At 68.0% G+C, this 14,985-nt stretch carries 15 protein-coding genes; 2 read left to right on the plus strand and 13 right to left on the minus strand.

Annotated features, from left to right (window positions below; all coding sequences use genetic code 11):
- Positions 1–63 precede the first annotated feature (63 nt).
- From ACY5KJ_RS07015 to ACY5KJ_RS07035, 5 genes are all read right to left on the minus strand, one after another.
- Positions 64–1,317: a GvpL/GvpF family gas vesicle protein gene (locus ACY5KJ_RS07015; protein ID WP_462203019.1), complete on the minus strand. Its 1,254-nt coding sequence runs from the start codon at positions 1,315–1,317 to the stop codon at positions 64–66.
- Positions 1,318–1,362: 45 nt separating this feature from the next.
- The gene (gene gvpJ, locus ACY5KJ_RS07020; protein WP_462186863.1) at positions 1,363–1,779 is read right to left on the minus strand and encodes a gas vesicle protein GvpJ; all 417 of its coding nucleotides are present in this window, start codon (positions 1,777–1,779) and stop codon (positions 1,363–1,365) included.
- Positions 1,780–1,926: 147 nt separating this feature from the next.
- Positions 1,927–2,220, minus strand: a complete 294-nt coding sequence (locus ACY5KJ_RS07025; RefSeq protein WP_462186865.1) for a gas vesicle protein GvpO — start codon at positions 2,218–2,220, stop codon at positions 1,927–1,929.
- Between the two features lie 252 nt (positions 2,221–2,472).
- The gene (locus tag ACY5KJ_RS07030) at positions 2,473–4,650 is read right to left on the minus strand and encodes a putative bifunctional diguanylate cyclase/phosphodiesterase (protein ID WP_462203020.1); all 2,178 of its coding nucleotides are present in this window, start codon (positions 4,648–4,650) and stop codon (positions 2,473–2,475) included.
- Between the two features lie 202 nt (positions 4,651–4,852).
- Entirely contained in the window at positions 4,853–5,671 is an 819-nt protein-coding gene (locus tag ACY5KJ_RS07035) for an SAM-dependent methyltransferase (RefSeq protein ID WP_462203029.1), read from the minus strand.
- 756 nt (positions 5,672–6,427) lie between these two features.
- On the opposite strand from ACY5KJ_RS07035, the gene ACY5KJ_RS07040 reads away from it, so the two are divergent.
- Positions 6,428–6,748 (plus strand): hypothetical protein, encoded by a 321-nt coding sequence (locus ACY5KJ_RS07040; RefSeq protein ID WP_462203021.1) that lies wholly within the window; start codon positions 6,428–6,430, stop codon positions 6,746–6,748.
- 132 nt (positions 6,749–6,880) lie between these two features.
- Here the strand turns inward: ACY5KJ_RS07040 and ACY5KJ_RS07045 are convergent, their stop codons facing one another.
- The 8 genes from ACY5KJ_RS07045 to ACY5KJ_RS07080 form a co-directional block, all read right to left on the minus strand.
- Positions 6,881–7,951, minus strand: coding sequence for a TfuA-like protein (locus ACY5KJ_RS07045; RefSeq protein ID WP_462186869.1), 1,071 nt, complete (start codon positions 7,949–7,951; stop codon positions 6,881–6,883).
- 20 nt (positions 7,952–7,971) lie between these two features.
- A complete protein-coding gene (locus tag ACY5KJ_RS07050) occupies positions 7,972–9,192 on the minus strand; it encodes a YcaO-like family protein (RefSeq protein WP_462203022.1) in 1,221 nt (406 codons plus the stop codon).
- A gap of 30 nt (positions 9,193–9,222) precedes the next feature.
- A complete protein-coding gene (locus ACY5KJ_RS07055) occupies positions 9,223–10,290 on the minus strand; it encodes a RiPP maturation radical SAM C-methyltransferase (RefSeq protein WP_462203023.1) in 1,068 nt (355 codons plus the stop codon).
- Between the two features lie 642 nt (positions 10,291–10,932).
- Entirely contained in the window at positions 10,933–11,139 is a 207-nt protein-coding gene (locus ACY5KJ_RS07060) for a hypothetical protein (protein WP_462186872.1), read from the minus strand.
- The gene (locus tag ACY5KJ_RS07065; RefSeq protein WP_462186873.1) at positions 11,136–11,558 is read right to left on the minus strand and encodes a hypothetical protein; all 423 of its coding nucleotides are present in this window, start codon (positions 11,556–11,558) and stop codon (positions 11,136–11,138) included. Before ACY5KJ_RS07065 ends, ACY5KJ_RS07060 begins: the two co-directional genes overlap by 4 nt.
- Positions 11,536–12,213 carry a hypothetical protein gene (locus ACY5KJ_RS07070; RefSeq protein ID WP_462186874.1) on the minus strand — a complete coding sequence of 226 codons (678 nt, stop codon included), beginning with the start codon at positions 12,211–12,213 and terminating at the stop codon, positions 11,536–11,538. The genes ACY5KJ_RS07065 and ACY5KJ_RS07070 overlap by 23 nt, the downstream gene beginning before the upstream one ends.
- Positions 12,210–13,424 carry a radical SAM protein gene (locus tag ACY5KJ_RS07075; RefSeq protein WP_462203024.1) on the minus strand — a complete coding sequence of 405 codons (1,215 nt, stop codon included), beginning with the start codon at positions 13,422–13,424 and terminating at the stop codon, positions 12,210–12,212. Before ACY5KJ_RS07075 ends, ACY5KJ_RS07070 begins: the two co-directional genes overlap by 4 nt.
- A gap of 115 nt (positions 13,425–13,539) precedes the next feature.
- On the minus strand, positions 13,540–14,577 hold the full coding sequence (locus tag ACY5KJ_RS07080) for an aKG-HExxH-type peptide beta-hydroxylase (protein WP_462203025.1): 1,038 nt from the start codon (positions 14,575–14,577) through the stop codon (positions 13,540–13,542).
- An 8-nt stretch (positions 14,578–14,585) separates the two neighbouring features.
- Between ACY5KJ_RS07080 and ACY5KJ_RS07085 the strand changes: the two genes are divergently transcribed.
- Positions 14,586–14,759 carry a hypothetical protein gene (locus tag ACY5KJ_RS07085; RefSeq protein ID WP_462203026.1) on the plus strand — a complete coding sequence of 58 codons (174 nt, stop codon included), beginning with the start codon at positions 14,586–14,588 and terminating at the stop codon, positions 14,757–14,759.
- Positions 14,760–14,985 lie beyond the last annotated feature (226 nt).

Genomic DNA, 14,985 nt, shown 5'->3' on the forward strand with positions numbered 1-14,985 from the left:
CCCTGCCCCCGCACAGCGCCCCGTCCCGGCACGGCCCCCCGGGGAACCGGCACCTCGCCGAGTTCAGTCATCGCCGCCACCATGCCGTCCTCCGATAGCACCATTCCGTCCTCCGGCAGGACCCTGGACCCGATCGGCGGTGCGCACCCGGTCAGTGGTGCGCACCCGGTCAACCACCGGCGCTCCACCGCCGGGCGAGTCCTCGTGACCGTCGAAGGTGCCACCCAGGCGCTGGTCACCACCCAGCGTGATATGGACAAACGAGTAGGGTGGCCAGGGACCCGTCACCTCGGCGGGGCACCCCGCCGCGTCCAGCTCCCGCGTCAGCACGGTCGCCGTGGTGAGGAAAGCCTCCTCCTCCGAACGCGGCACGAGGTACGCGCAGTCGAACATCCGCCCCGGCCGACCGGTGTGCCGACGGGCGTCATCCCGCGTGTGCGCGGCCAGCTCCCGATCCGCCCGATCGACCATCGCCGCGATCTCGTCACGCCGGTCCCGCTCCGCCTGCAGCTCCCGGCGCCGCTCGGCAAGATAGGCCGTTCCCGAGCCGGTTGCCGAGCCGGCCCGCCCACCCACACCCACCGTGGGCACGGTCTCCGCCGGGTGGTGGACAGGCGAATCCACCCGGAATCCCCACTCACGAGCGTCCCGGACGGCGTCCAGCATCCGGAGCAGGTCCCGTACCTGGTCGTCGAGGATGGCCCGGGCCTGCTCCGGGTCGGCGAGCACCGTGCCGAACCGCAGCGGCAGCACACCGCCGCGTTCCAGCAGCTCCCACAGCACCTGATCGTGCCGGCGGGCCAGCACGGCGAGGCGACCGGTGTCGGAGACGTCCTCCTCGAGGTCACGCAGCAGGCTCAACTCGACCTCCGAGACGGCGAGTGACAACGGCCCGCAGGCGATCGCGTCCACCTCGGTGCCGGCGCCCAGCCCCTCGATTCCGGCGGTGTCGCTCGCCGCGGGGATGATGCCGTATGCGTAAAGACCGCGGTCGGTCCGGGACGCGCGCGAGGACGGCCGGACGCCGGGCCCGACCGCGCCCACAGTTTCGACGGTCGACTCCGGAACCGACTCCGGAACGGACTCCGACCGCGAGACCGACCCCGACTGCGAGACCGGAACGGGAGGAAGGTCCCGGGGCGGGGTCACGGCCGGCCGGATGCCCTCCATCACCACCCGGGTGATCTCACGGGCGAGGCACTCGACGATCTGATGTCGGGCGAGTTCGCGGGCCTCTCGGACGGCCTCCTCGACGATCTCAGGCGCGAGTCGCCGGGCGAGGGCCGTGAGATCCTCAGCCCCGGCCGTCGTGCTCATGGCCGCTACTCCCTCGTGTCCCGTTCCTCGGCGGCCGATACCCCGTCAAGGCCGATCCCCCCTGCGCCAGCCAGGCCGGCCGGCCCCGTCGAAGAGCCGCTCGACCGCGTCCGCCGGATCCCGGTCCGTCGGCTCGTCCACACCCTCCCCGGCACGATTCGCGATCTGCGCGGGACGGTCGGCGATCCGCTCAGGGTGGTCTTCGGTCCGCCCGGGCCACCGCCCGTCGGCGGGCTCGACCTCGGCCAGCCGCGACCGCAACCTCCTGTTCTCCTCCTCCAAAGATCGCGCCCGGGAGTTGAAGAAGGGGTCCGCGGTCCACCAGTCCAGGCCCATCTCCCGCGCCGTGTCCGCCGAGGCGATGAACAGCCGCAGCTTCAGGGTGAGCAGCTCGACGTCCAGGACGCTGACGACCACGTCTCCGACGATCACAACCCCCTTGTCGAGGACCCTTTCCAACACGTCGGCCAGCGAGTCCGGACGCGAACCGCCCCAGGGCCGGGCACGAGGCGGCCCGGCGAAGAGGCTGCGGTCGACGGTCGTGGCCCTGCCCGGTTCCTGCTGTCGCGATGGGCGACCTCACGCGGCAACCTCGTCAGTCGGTGGCGGTCAGTCGGTGGCGCCACGGACGAACCTCCGCAGCCGCTCGTAACCGACGAGGTTCCCCTCCCTGTCGACGTCCAGCCGGTAGGTGGCGAGCACGCTCGTGGTGGACGGGATGCGCTCCAACTCGACGACGTCGGCCAGCACCGACCAGCCGTCGTCGGTCCGCCGCACACCGGAGACCCGCTCCGGACTATGCCCCAGCAGCGTCCCGAACTCGTCCAGCACGCCGGGCAGCACCGCCGCCAGTCCCCCGCGGCCCACCCGGCGACGGGCGGTCCTGTCCTCGTCTGGGCTCATGGCTTCTGGGCTCATGGCCGGTGCGCGGCCCCCGTCCACCCCCGCCTCCAGGACAAGGAGGACCGAGGCATCGAAGACATCGACACGCGGCCCATTCCCGGGACTACCGGCTCCAAACTCCCAGCGTACGACGGGTGTCGACCGCAGATCACCGACCGCCGCACCACCCCGGAGGAGCCCCCGCCCGGAGGAGCCAAGGCCACCCACGCCGAAGATCCACTGGAGGTGGAGAGGTCAGCGCGTCCTACGGGATCAGCGCGCCCATGCCGCCCGCACTGCCCGCGTGGGGCTCGAAGATGATCGGTCCGAGCCAGCGGACCGGGTGAGGATCCTCTGGGTAATCTCCTCGGCCGTCAGCGGCGGCGCGAAGAGAAAGCCCTGCGCACTGTCGCAGGCGGCCGCGCGCAACCGCTCGGCCTGCATCAGGGTCTCGACGCCCTCGGCGGTCACCGTCAGGCGCAGGGTGTGAGCCAACGTGACCAGCGTCTGCACGATCTCCTCATTCCCCGGGTCGGCGTCCCGCGCCGAGCGGAAGCCCTCGATGAACGGTCCGGCGAGCTTGAGCGTGTGCACCGGCAGCCGACGCAGGTAGGCGAGGTTGGAATAACCGGTGCCGAAGTCGTCGATAGCGATCCGCACGCCCATCTCGGCGAGCCCGCGCAGGACCCGCAGCGGCTCGTCGGCCGTGCCCATGAAGGCGCTCTCGGTAAGTTCCAACTGGAGCAGGTCCGGGGAAAGCCCGGTCTCGTCGAGAATGCGTCGGACCTGTTCCACCAGGCCGGCCTCGCGGGTCTGCCGGGCGGCCAGGTTGACGCTGACGAACGGGGCGTGCGGATGACACTCCTGCCACTGCCGCGCCTGCCGGCAGGCAAGCTCCAGCACTCGCCGGCCGAGGGGCACGATCTGCCCGGTCTCCTCCGCCATCCCGATAAACAGATCGGGGGGCAGCAGACCGAGGCCGGGATGCCGCCAGCGGACCAGCGCCTCCACCCCGACCATCGCCCCGGCGGCCATCCTGGCACCCGCACCGTCGCCGAGAGCGATGATCGGCTGGTACCCGACGACGAACTGGTCCTGTTCGAGGGCGCGGGGCAGCATGGTCGACAGAGTGTGCCGGGTCACCTGCCGGACGCCTCGCTCCGCGTCGAACAGGGCCCAGCGGCCCTTCCCCTCCGCCTTCGCCCGGTAGAGCATGATGTCGGCGGCCCGCAGCAGATCGGCGTAGTCCCCGTCGGCGACGGGCCGTTCGACGATGCCGATGCTCGCTCCGATGGACAGCGCGTGGTCACCCACCCGCAGCGGGCTCGCCAGCGCCGCCAGCACGGTCTCGGCGACGGCGACGGCGTCCGCCGTGCCGGCTGTGTCGGCGACGAGGATCACGAACTCGTCACCACCCATCCTGACCAGGAGCTGCTCCGGGGACAGCACCCGACGCAGCCGGTCCGTGACGGCGACGAGCAACCGGTCGCCGACGTCGTGGCCGAGGCTGTCGTTCACCATCTTGAATCCGTCGAGATCGATGAAGCACAGCCCGATGCGACGTTCCGGTCCCGTGGCCATCAGTTCGTGGACCCGTTCGATGAGTACCGTCCGGTTCGGCAGGCCGGTGAGTGGGTCGTGCCGCGCCTGGCGGCGCAGCTGGCTCTGCAACAGATGCCGGTCGGTCACATCCACGATCATGGAGAGCTGCGCACGACACCGCCCGTCGTCGTCGCGCAGACACGACGTGGTCAGCTCGGCCCACACCACCGACCCGCCGATCCCGGTGAACCGCCGCTCCATCCGGATGTGCTCCGGTCCGGCGGTCCGCTGGGCGGCATAGGCCTCCCGGAACTCCCCCGCGTCCTCGGGATGCGCGAACTCGTCGATTGACCTGCCCCGCACCTGACCCGGGTCGACTCCGAGCATCCGCAGAAAAGCGTCGTTGGCGTCGATGATCCGTCCGTCTCCGTCATTGATCAGGATTCCGATCGCGGAGCCGGTGAAGATCAGCCGGAAGCGGGCATCGCTCGCGTGCAGGGCCGCGCGATGGATCGAGTCCTGCCCGGCGAGGATCCGCTCCCGCAGCGCATGGGCGTATCCCTGGGCCAGGCCGCCCTGCAACGCCGCCAGCCGGGCGCCGTACCCGTCGGCCGTCCCGAGTCGTAGGTCGGTGAGCAGTCTGGTGCCACAGATCTCGATGGTTCCGGCCAACGCGTCCGCGGCGCCGAAGGTGTACTCGACGACGGCAGCCCCGACCGCGGCCGCAGGGTCGGCCGTGAACGGTTCGGCGAGCAGGGCGTCGACGAGCCGGTCGCTCAACGCCCGTAACCGCTGCTCGACGTCGATCAGGCCGATCGCCGGGTAGCTGGCGCCGAGGATCTCTCGGGCCCAAGCCTGGGCGAAGCGCGCGACGCCCTGCTGGCGGGCCGTCTGGGGCAGGGACCTCACCGCACGCACTCCTCATCGCACGCATTTCTTACCGGACCATGACGAACCTTGGGCCTGACCCGCCCTGTGACAAAACCTCGGCCGCTGGCCGGAAAAGCGCCGGAAGCCGAAGAAAAACTAATACAAGTTAAGAAAAGTAAGAGATAGCCAGGAAAAACCATAAAAGGCCAAGAACAGCCAAGAACAGCCAAAGAACGGCGAGCTACCGGCGCCCGACCGCGGCAAGTACCGTGGAACGCACCGGGTTGCCCGCGAGGGGATCGGCGCCCATGCCCGCCGCGTCCGGGCGCCAGGCCGGCAGGTAGACCAGGCCCGGGTCGACGAGGTCGTATCCGCGGAGCAGACCGGCGATCTCCGCACGGGAACGCGGGGTCACCCCGGTGGGGGTCTCGTCGTAGACCTTGCTGGCCTGGTTGATCTCTACGGCCCGCTCGTCCGCGATCACATGCGAGATGGCCAGGTAACTGCCCGGCGCCATCGCCTCCCGGAAGGAATCGATGATGCCAGCCGGGTCATCGCTGTCGGGGACGAAATGCAGAACCGTCACCATGAGCACGGCGATCGGTTGAGAAAGATCGAGCAGCTCGGCCACCGCGCTGGAGCCGAGGATCGACGCGGGCTGCCGAACATCCGCCTGCAGCACCGTGGCCCGCGGATTGTCGGCGAGCAGCATCCGGAAGTGGATGACGGCGACCGGGTCGATGTCGACATAGACGACCCGGGCCTCCGGATTCACCCCTTCGGCGATCTCATGTACGTTACCGACCGTCGGCACCCCGGAGCCGAGATCCAGGAACTGTGTGATCCCGGCCTCGGCAGCGAGGAAGCGCACCGCCCGGTGCAGGAACAACCGGTTCGATCTGGCGATCAGCAGGGCATCCGGGAGGATCTCGAGGGCGGCGCGCGTCGCCTCCCGGTCCACCGCGAAATTGTGCGATCCGCCGAGCGCGTAGTCGTACATCCGCGCAGCGCTCGGGCGATTGACATCGATCCCCGCGGCCCACTCGGGCAACTCCTCCATGATCATCCATTCTCCTGCGCGACCCACTAGACGACGTATGGTGAGGAGATTGTCTACCATCGCTACCTTCGTCACCACACCGGCCGGTGTCGCTACGGAGACCAGTACCTCCACACCGCGTTCACACCGCGTTCGCACCCCGTTCGCTCGTTTCATCGCACGCCCGCCCTACCTCCCGCCCGGGCCTCCCAGCGGCGCGGACCAACCTCCGGCGGCGGCCCATGGGGAAGCCGCCGACCGTGCCGAATGTCCGGTTTGACCAGACCGTCCGACCCTGCTCTGCGTGGCCGTCCACGGATGACACTGGTCTGGAACCTGGATCGAGGGTCGACGCCCGCGACGGCCGAGGAGACCCCTACGGCCGCAAGAACCGGAAGAACCGAAAGAACCGGGAGGACCGGAGCTCGCGGCGGCAGCCGACAGACCGACGGCGGCCGGGACAGCACGGGTATTCGGGCGTCGCCCTCGGCCGGGACCACACGAGGCTCCGGTACGAGGTTCCGGGTGAGGAGTGGGACGAGATGCGCGCCCTCGTCGTGTATGAATCGATGTTCGGCAACACCAGGGTGATCGCGGACGCCGTCGCGATCGGCCTGTCGACGTGGTTGGACGTCGGACTCGTGGAGGTCGGCACCGCGGACCCGGCCCTGAACGACGATGTCAGGCTCCTCATCGTCGGCGGGCCCACCCATGCGTTCGAGATGAGTCGGCCCGAGACCCCGGCACGACGCCACCAGGCGGACCGAGGGCAACGTCGTGTCGCCGGGAATCGGGATCCGGGAGTGGCTCGAGGCACTACCCAGGCAACCGAGTGGGTCGCCCGAGGGGATACCGCTCACCGGAGCGGCCACGTTTGACACGAAGGTCCGTCACCCCCGTCCCGCGGGTTCGGCCGCGGCCGGTGCGGCAAAGTGCCTGCACCGTCTCGGCTTCTCCCTCCTCGACCGTCCGCGGAGTTTCTACGTCGACGGCCCGGCGGGCCCACTGGTGGCCGACGAACCCGAACGCGCCCGCCGCCGGGCCGAAAGCCTCGGATGGATGGTCCCTGCCTCGGCGAAGGGTAACGCGCTTTCCTGAGCCGCCTTGACACAGCAACACTTCACCCGGATCGCCGCCGAGTACGAACGGCTCGGTGGAGGAAGTCGGATCTTGCACGGATCTGTAAGGTTTCTGGTTGCACAAAGTGGCAGAGGCGATTTTCGGGCGTGACTACCGGGCGGCGAGGAAAGCGGCTTCGCGGGCGGCGACCTCGGTGACGCGGTTGACGTCCGTCCAAGCACGCTCGCGGAGAAAGGCGCCGAGGTCGTCTGGCCACCCCAGACGCTCGCCGAAGAACCAGGCAAGGAGCTTGTCGGCGTTGCTCTGATCATCGTCGGTGGACTGAGTCCACACCTGCCGTTTCCGCCTTGCTCGGCGGCAGCACTCGGGCCAGTCGGGTTCAGCCGAAAGGATCGCTACCCAGTCGACCCATTCGCCGGACGACGCGCGCGCAATACCCTCAGCCACAGTGTGTGCCAACGGAACGGCCAAGAGGAACTCGTCAAGGATGCTGGCGATAGGCGTCTCCTGCCGCACGACTTCGTTCCAGAGCACGGTGGGGGTAAATTCAGTCGCAGCGGGTGAGGTCGTTTCGCTACTCGACGGCATGAGGTCGTCGCGCATCCGTTCGAGCATGGCCACTGCGTCGGCCCGCTTCTGATCGACTCGGCCTTGCGGCAGCCACGCGCGCAACGCCTCGAGCTGTTCGGGGGGGCACGGCACCAGGTTCAGCAGGTGCTCCCACCGGCGGTCAGCATAAAACAACGAACGTGCGGTCTGAACGACGAGCTCTCCGGTCATGCGAGAGACCACGCCCTGCGCCGTCGCGGCAGCTACGGTCGCTCGCACGTTCACCAGGGGCTCCGAAAGCGGCCGAAAGCCGTGCTTGCTCGTTGCATGCACAAGGGCCACCTCGTCGTCCGAGGTCAGCTCACCGGAGCAATATCCCGCAGCGATGTCACCGACGGCGACCATGCCGAAGGGCGCCAGCTCGGCACCGCGTAGCGCCCCCATGCTCGACGACCCGTAGACCCGGATCCCGAGCGATAGAGCGTACAGGATCTCCTTGTGCCACACTGCCGGCACTTGGTGGAAGTAGCCGTCGATGATCCCGATCGTGGGCGGTCTCTCCTGGCTGATCCGCCACACGTCCCCGAGCTGAACAGGCGGCAGGAACTCGGCGTCCAGAACGGCGCGAGCGTCGTCGATGCCGAGTGTCGGGCCGAGGAAGACGACTGGCAATGGCCCAGTCACTGGCCCGGTCAACCGACGACGCCCTCGACAGCGGCGCGAGCGCGAGCACCCGGCCTGTACCCCGACACGTCACTGGGCGGCTCGAGACCTGGAACAACCGCGCGGCCGACCGCAACGCCGGTGTCCGGCCGGCTGAGGTCAACCCACCAAGGGTCGAAGCCTCGGGTGACGAGCGCACTCACCACGGCTTCCAGGTCGCGCTCGAGCGTGCTCGTCGAGAGGTCAGGGAGGTCGCTGACGTCGCGGCCGCCGCGCAACGATGCCCGCCATCGCTCTCGCAGCAGTCGCGCCTGCTCGGCGGCAGCGGAGCTCGGGCGGTAGCGGGCGCGGAACATGTCATCGCGTGCGCCGCTGATGAGCGTGAGACGGCTCTGCGCCGCTTCGGTGACGGCACGGCACAGCGCGATGTCTCGACTGGGATGGCATCCCATGCCACTCGTGGCGTAGACCGTGAGATCCTGGTCGTCGGCGTCTGGCTCGAAGACTGTGCACTCCACAGTGGCGACGCCGACATCGCTCGTCGCGTCGTGGAGCATCACAGCGATCCCAGCCTCGTCGAATCGCTCAAGCAGTGACCTGCCGACCGGGTCGGTGACGCTGCCAAGATCGATGGTGGTCGTGGTGACGTCGCCGGTAAGCCGCCACATGGTGATCGCATCGCGTTCGATCAGCTCGCAGAGTGCGTGGAGCTTGGCTTCGAAGCCGTTGTTGCCCGACGACAGACCGTTCGAGGTACAGCTGAACCAGCCGCTACCTGGCGGTTCCTGAACTCGACCGTCGGTGTGCACTACCTCGAACGGGACAAGCGCCGCAGTGCCGTCGACGAGCGAGGCGGCCGCCACCCACGTCGTCGGTGTCGTGGTCGCAAAATTCGCTCCGGTTGCCCGAGCCAGGCCAGACCAATCGGCTATCTGGTGGCGCGGCGCAAGGTCGCAGGCGGGTCCCCACACGGTCGGCACACTCGCCCGTTCGGCGTGCCACAGCTTGACGGATTCCATGATTGCCGAGGCTTTGGCGGCGGCAAGCGTGACGCCCTTGCCCATCGAGACGGCCAGCGAGTAAGCGGCCGGGCGGCAGGCAGTCACCACCGGTATGCCGATCCGGTCCAGTCCAGTGACGTCCGCTACTCTCGTGATCCCGAAGATGTCGAGCTGGCCGCGCAGCCGCCGGACGGTTTCTTCCGGCGCCACCGCGCGGTGGGTCCCGAGGGTGAAGGTCTTTGCTGTCATCGCGATCCTCCGGCCACCAGATGCACGACGTCAGTTGCCATCTCGGTCCGAGGTCGCCAGGCGCAGGCGAGGTCTCGTGCGCGCCGCGGCGGAGCGGGCCGGCGGGTCGGCGTCGGGTGTCAGTGGCAAGGCCAGTGCCAAGAACCGGTCGCCATCCCGGAACACGAGGCGAGCATCGGTCATCTCGGTCAAAAAGGCTCGCACTTCGTCGGGATCGAGGTCAAGGTCGCGGTCGCGAAGCAGGCGACCCGCCGCGCTCGACGGGGTGGCGACGTCGAGGCAGGCGAGGTAGAGCTCCGCCTCGACGTCGTCGAGGAAGATGTCGCGGCTCGGGAGCAAGGGGCGACGGTCGCGGATACGCAGGAACCCCGGCCCTCTCTCGTATCGAAGCGACCGGTGGCGCCCGGGCGTCCAGCAGCGGTCCCAGGCGTCGACCGCGTCACGCAACGGGGCGACCGCTTGTTCGGGGTCGTGCCCGTCCACGTGCTCGTACTCGAACGCATACGCCAGGCCGGCGAGCTCGTCCGCCGGCACGGAGTGCAGGTGGCGGTAGTAGGCGGCGGGACCGAGCAGCCGCAAGCCGTGGGACGCGGGTTTGTCGAAGTAAGGGCTGAACCGCTGGACCTGAAGCCGGACCAGCCCGGGCGGCTTGAGGTGGACAAGTGACTTCACCAGGTCTGCCATCGCCACGTAGTCTTCGTCGGTCTCGCCCGGCAGCCCGTAAATGATATTCCAGGTCGGAAGCAGCTCGTAGCGCGCCGCAAAGAGCAGGAAGCGTATATTCTGCCACACGGCGACACCCTTGTCGATACTACGCAGCAGGGGTGTGCTCAACGTCTCGATGCCGGGCTGTATCCGGTGGACTCCCGCGTCGCGAAGCTGTCGGACCTGGTCGGGCACGAGGTTCGACTTGATCTCGTAAAAGAAGCGGTAGTCGTGGCCGGCCTTGCGCCGTTTGGCGAGCTCAGGCAACACGCTGTCGAAGAACTTGGGATCCAGGATGTTGTCGACGACGTCGAACTCCACCCTGCGGTGGCGGCGGGCGAGAAACTCGATTTCGTCCACGACCTGGTCCGGGGCTTTGGCCCGGAAGGTCATGCTCGACCCGTTCAGCCCGCAGAACGTGCAGTGGTGACGCTCCCCCCCACCAGCACCCTCGGGAGGTCTCGACGACCAGACGCGTCCGGGACGACAACGACTCGCGTAGCGGCGACCGGGCAAGCCGCTCGAAGTACTCGTCGTACACCGGGGTCAGTGCTTCCGACATGGCGATGCGGTGAACGCGTGAGCCCTCGTCACCGCTCCCACGGGCGAGCAGGCCGGGACCGCTCCCAGGCCGGCGTCCGGCCAACAGTTCGGTGCACAGCGGCCCGAAGGTACGCTCGGCGTCGCCTTGGACGACGTAGTCGACCTCGTCGTAGAGCCGGTGCAACGCGGTCCCCAGCTCGGCGTCGCAGTTGGCGCCGCCGAACACGACGACGAGGTCGCGATCTTTCGACTTCAACCGGCGGGCAAGTGCCAACGAGGGCACCGTCTGCGAGAACGTCGTAGTGAAACCGACCACCGCCGGCTCGGTTGCGAGGATCTCGTCGGCCGACGCAGACAGGAACGCGTCAGTAAGTTCCCTCATGCCCAATGCAGCATTGACGACCGCGTCCGGCACCTGTTCCCGCCGCAGGTAGTCGACGTAGTCGCTCCACTCCTGTACCGGCCGCCCGGGATCCTTGAAGATCCACTCACCTAGCCGACTCTCCACCAGCGCCGCACGACGGCGTCGTACAGCGTCGGGGCGCCGTTGCCGGCGAAGTAGCCCGCCGCTTCGAGCTGGAGGCTGTAGGCGTTGACGGGCAGCCCGGCGCGTTCGGCGACGGCGGTCAGGATGCCAATCTGGATACTCGGCGTCTCCGGAGACGCCCATGGCATCGCGACGACGCTGATGCTCTTCACGAGACGTCCGGCAGCGCATCGACGACGTGTGCCTGAAGCCCGTCGATCCGTTCGACGACCTCGCGCCTGATGTCCGGCCACCACGGCCGGACCAGGTCCGCTACCGAGCCCTGGGCGAAACCCCGGACACTGCGAACGAGGCGGGCCCGGACGGCGCGGGGCTCGAAACCCGCCGTTCTGCTCCCGAGCGCCCACAGGTGCGCGAGACCGAACCACACGTGGACTGCCTCCAGGAACGGTCGAACGGGAAGTAGGCGCCCGGTCCAGGGCGACCGGACGCACGGCACCTCGACAGCGGCGTCGCCGCCCACCCACGGGCGTTGCAGGCACTCTCGGTATAGCAGGCCGTGGATGGCTTCATGGACGACGCCCTCGGCGAGACAGTCCAGCGAGGCCTCAGGGTGGTGCGGGTTGGTCACGAGACCGGCCGATGTAGTTGCCGTTCGTGCCCGAGGCGACGTGGTCAGCGCCGTCAGGATCGATCTGCAGCACCAGGACGCAGGTGGCACGCTGCACGAAGGGCTCGACGACGCTCGACAGCCCAGCAAGCGAGGACATGGTCTCGACGAGGCGTCGATGGATCGTGTTCACCTGGTCGACGGTGAACGACGGCCGGGAGGCGTTCGTACGCTCGAATCGTCCGCTCAGGTCAATGCCGCGACCTCTCGGGCTGCCGAAGTCCAGCGCCATGGTGCGGTCGCCGGGCAGCTGCGGCCACCCGTCGGTGGTGCCGTCCGGGCGCACGCAGACATCTCCCAGTGCCGACCAGGAAGGTTTCGTCGGGGGCGGTCCCTTGCCGGCGAGCGTCATCTCGACCCCGATCGCCGCGGCGAGAAAAGCTTCGACGTCGTCGGGTCCAGTCGTGGCGAACAGCAATCGCCGGGTGACTTCCGGCGCGCGCAGCACGCGCCGCTGCCGATGCTCGTCGAGCTGCGTGATCGCGGTGACGGCACCAGCGCCGGACCGACGCCGCAAGGCCTCCGCTGTTCTGTCGACGACGGCGCTGTCGAGCGTGTCGATGAGCGTGGTCCCGTCGAGCCAGGTCAAGGCCTCGCCGACGTCGTCCAGGCTCATACGACCACTCGGGTCATCTCGGCGAGAGCCTGGCGGCGCAGGGCGGTCTCCTCGATGTCGACGTCGAGGCGCTTACGGACGTGAGCGAACAGCGCGAGCAGGTCAGCGCACCACACGCTCGGGTTGTCGAACGCCGCGTTCGATGACCAGCGATGAGGCAGGTAGCCGCCGGAACACGTGGTCGCCTCCGGGCAGGTCTGGCAACCCGTCGGCACCGGTAGTCCGTCGAACATCGCCGCACGGTGCAGCGATGAGAGCGCGCCCACGTCGGACACGTCGTTGGCGAACACGTTGAGGCCCGTCCCAGCCATGCCGTGCCGACAGACCCTGAGGGCGTCGAGATCCTCGACGGCGCCGTCGGGTTCGATGAACACGAATCCGAACGGTTCGTTCCCGACCATGTCGATGTTGGAGCGACCACCGAGCACAAGTCGCGAAACGGCCACGAAAAGTGGGATTCTGGTCGACACCGGGTCGTTGACCCACCACTCGTCGAAGACCGGTAGTAGGTAGTCTGCACACGGTGTCGGGCCGTGGGCCCGGCGCACCTCGGCCACAGTGTCATGGGTGAAGTCGGGGAGGAGGTAGTTCATGGTGCGGAAACCCAGCGAAGTGATGTGCCGGTGGATCGAAACACTGTCGGCTCCGAACTGGACGACTGCGAGCGCACCCATCCCTACGCCGTGTCTTCTCAGACAGTCGATTCCGCTCACCACGCGCTCATGCGACCCGGCGCCGCGCCGGTCCACTCGGGCGGCGTCATGAATCTCCGCGGGGCCGTCGATCGACACGCCGATTTCGATGCGGTGCTCGACGAAGAGCTCCGCCCAGTCGTCGTCGATCAGGGTGGCGTTGGTCTGCAGGTTGAAGTCGACCCGGGCCGTGCCAGCCAGCCGCTCTCGGATGCGCCGGCACCAGCGGTCCACAAGTGCTCGGCCGGCGAGCAGGGGTTCGCCGCCGTGGAACGTTATCCGCACTCGCCGCTGGCCGGTCGCCTCGCACCACGCCTCGATGCGACCAAGCGCCGCCTCGACGACGTCGTCGCGCATGACGACCGGGCGGTCCTGCCAGGTATTGTCACCTTTATTATAAACATAGCAGTAGCTGCAGTCGAGGTTGCACCGAGATGCAATTTTGAAGACGAACGCGAGAGATTTTCCGGCAAACTGAGGAGTCGAAATGAAATAACTTGCGCGTTTCGAACCCTCCACAGGTCTGTGACCTGCGATGATGCTCTCGATCACGTATTTGTTACTTCATTACGTCCCCTGAGAGGCGTGGTCTGGCGCCGACTCCTGGCTGCGAGTAGGCAGGAGGTGAATGCGTTCAGGCGAGGACATGATCGGCTACTCCGTGGGTGCGGAGTACGAAGGCGGCACCGGCGTCGGTGAGATGAGAGCCGGCGTTCTGCAGAACTTCCCGTGCGTCGTCCCGATGACGGCCGAGGTCCTTCGCGACCGCTTCGTCGACCTCGGGGGCGATGATGCCTGCCTTGGCTGCCTCGGCTAGGGCGACGCAGATGTACGCGAGTGCATGGTAAGCAAGCAGGATTCCGAACAACGGACGGGGTTCGGCGCGTAGCGGCGAGGTGTACGTGCCGTCGTGCGCGGGATCGACCAGGTCGCCAGCCGCCTGCGCGGTACGTAGGTGGTGGTGCGCAGTCTCGTGGACCACAAGCTCGATGGTCTGCGCGGTCCCCTTGGAGATGTCGGCTTCAATGAGACCGGGAACGTCGGGGTCGTGGCAACTTCGCGCCGTGTCGGCGATCGGCGCGAGCGGACGGACGACAGCAGTGGCCGACGTGATCCAACTCATCAGGTCGGGGCAGCGGTTGGCCAGCACGCCCACCGTGCGCAGGTAGCGCCCGATCGACACTTGGATCTCCGGCTCTCGTTCAACGACCGCCGACGACGGCAGCGACGGCCACGAACCCGGGGTGACGACGCCGGTGGCCCGACACCAAAGATCGAGCCCGAGCGGGACAGGTGCAGGTTGGGCGACCAGTGCGCCGAGTGCCTCGAGTTCGTGGCGACCGGCGTCGACCACCTCGTCCCCCGCACCTGTCCACAACACGATCTTCTCGGTCAGCTCGACAGCGCCCAGATCGGCCGCGGTGCTCGCGGCGGCCCAAGCGGCGAGGGCGACGTCGCGGCTGCCGTCCACGGGCTCGGGCTTAGTAAGCCGACTCATGAGGGGATGGCGTAGCCACGGACTGGCTACGAGCGCATTGTCGACGATGACGGCACGGACGGGTTCGGCGTCCAGCTTCAACGTCTGGACCGGCATCCACCGGTCAACCCTCTCGATCAGCGAGGCGGTCCACGCGCCGGCGTCAGGACGCCATTCCCATGGGCTCTCGGTCACTGCCCGATGTGCTTGTTCTGCGTGGCCGCCTTGGCTTGCTGCAGCCGGATCAGTCGTTCCGTGAACGCATTGAACGCCACCTCATCCAATTCAGCCAACCCGCTTATGGCCTCAGACTGCTCGAGGACGGCGGGCTCGATTTCGACCGCGCCGGTCCGGCTGAAAAAATGCCGTTGGAATGAGACGTTCTGTTGGTTGACCTACTGAAGATGATGCCGTTCGAGTGGTGAGAGACCGCTGCAGTCCCGTCGCCTGTACCCGCGTCGCCTGAACCCGCCTCGTCGAAGACGCGCTCCCTTGCCAAGTTTGCTTCGATCACGCCTTTGATTGCTGCCTGAACGCGTTCTTCCGCGGAGTCTGGCACGCCGCACCCCCTGAGATTATGGCGAGACTTACCGGACCATGGGA

It is taken from the genome of Frankia sp. CcWB3 (assembly GCF_977927595.1).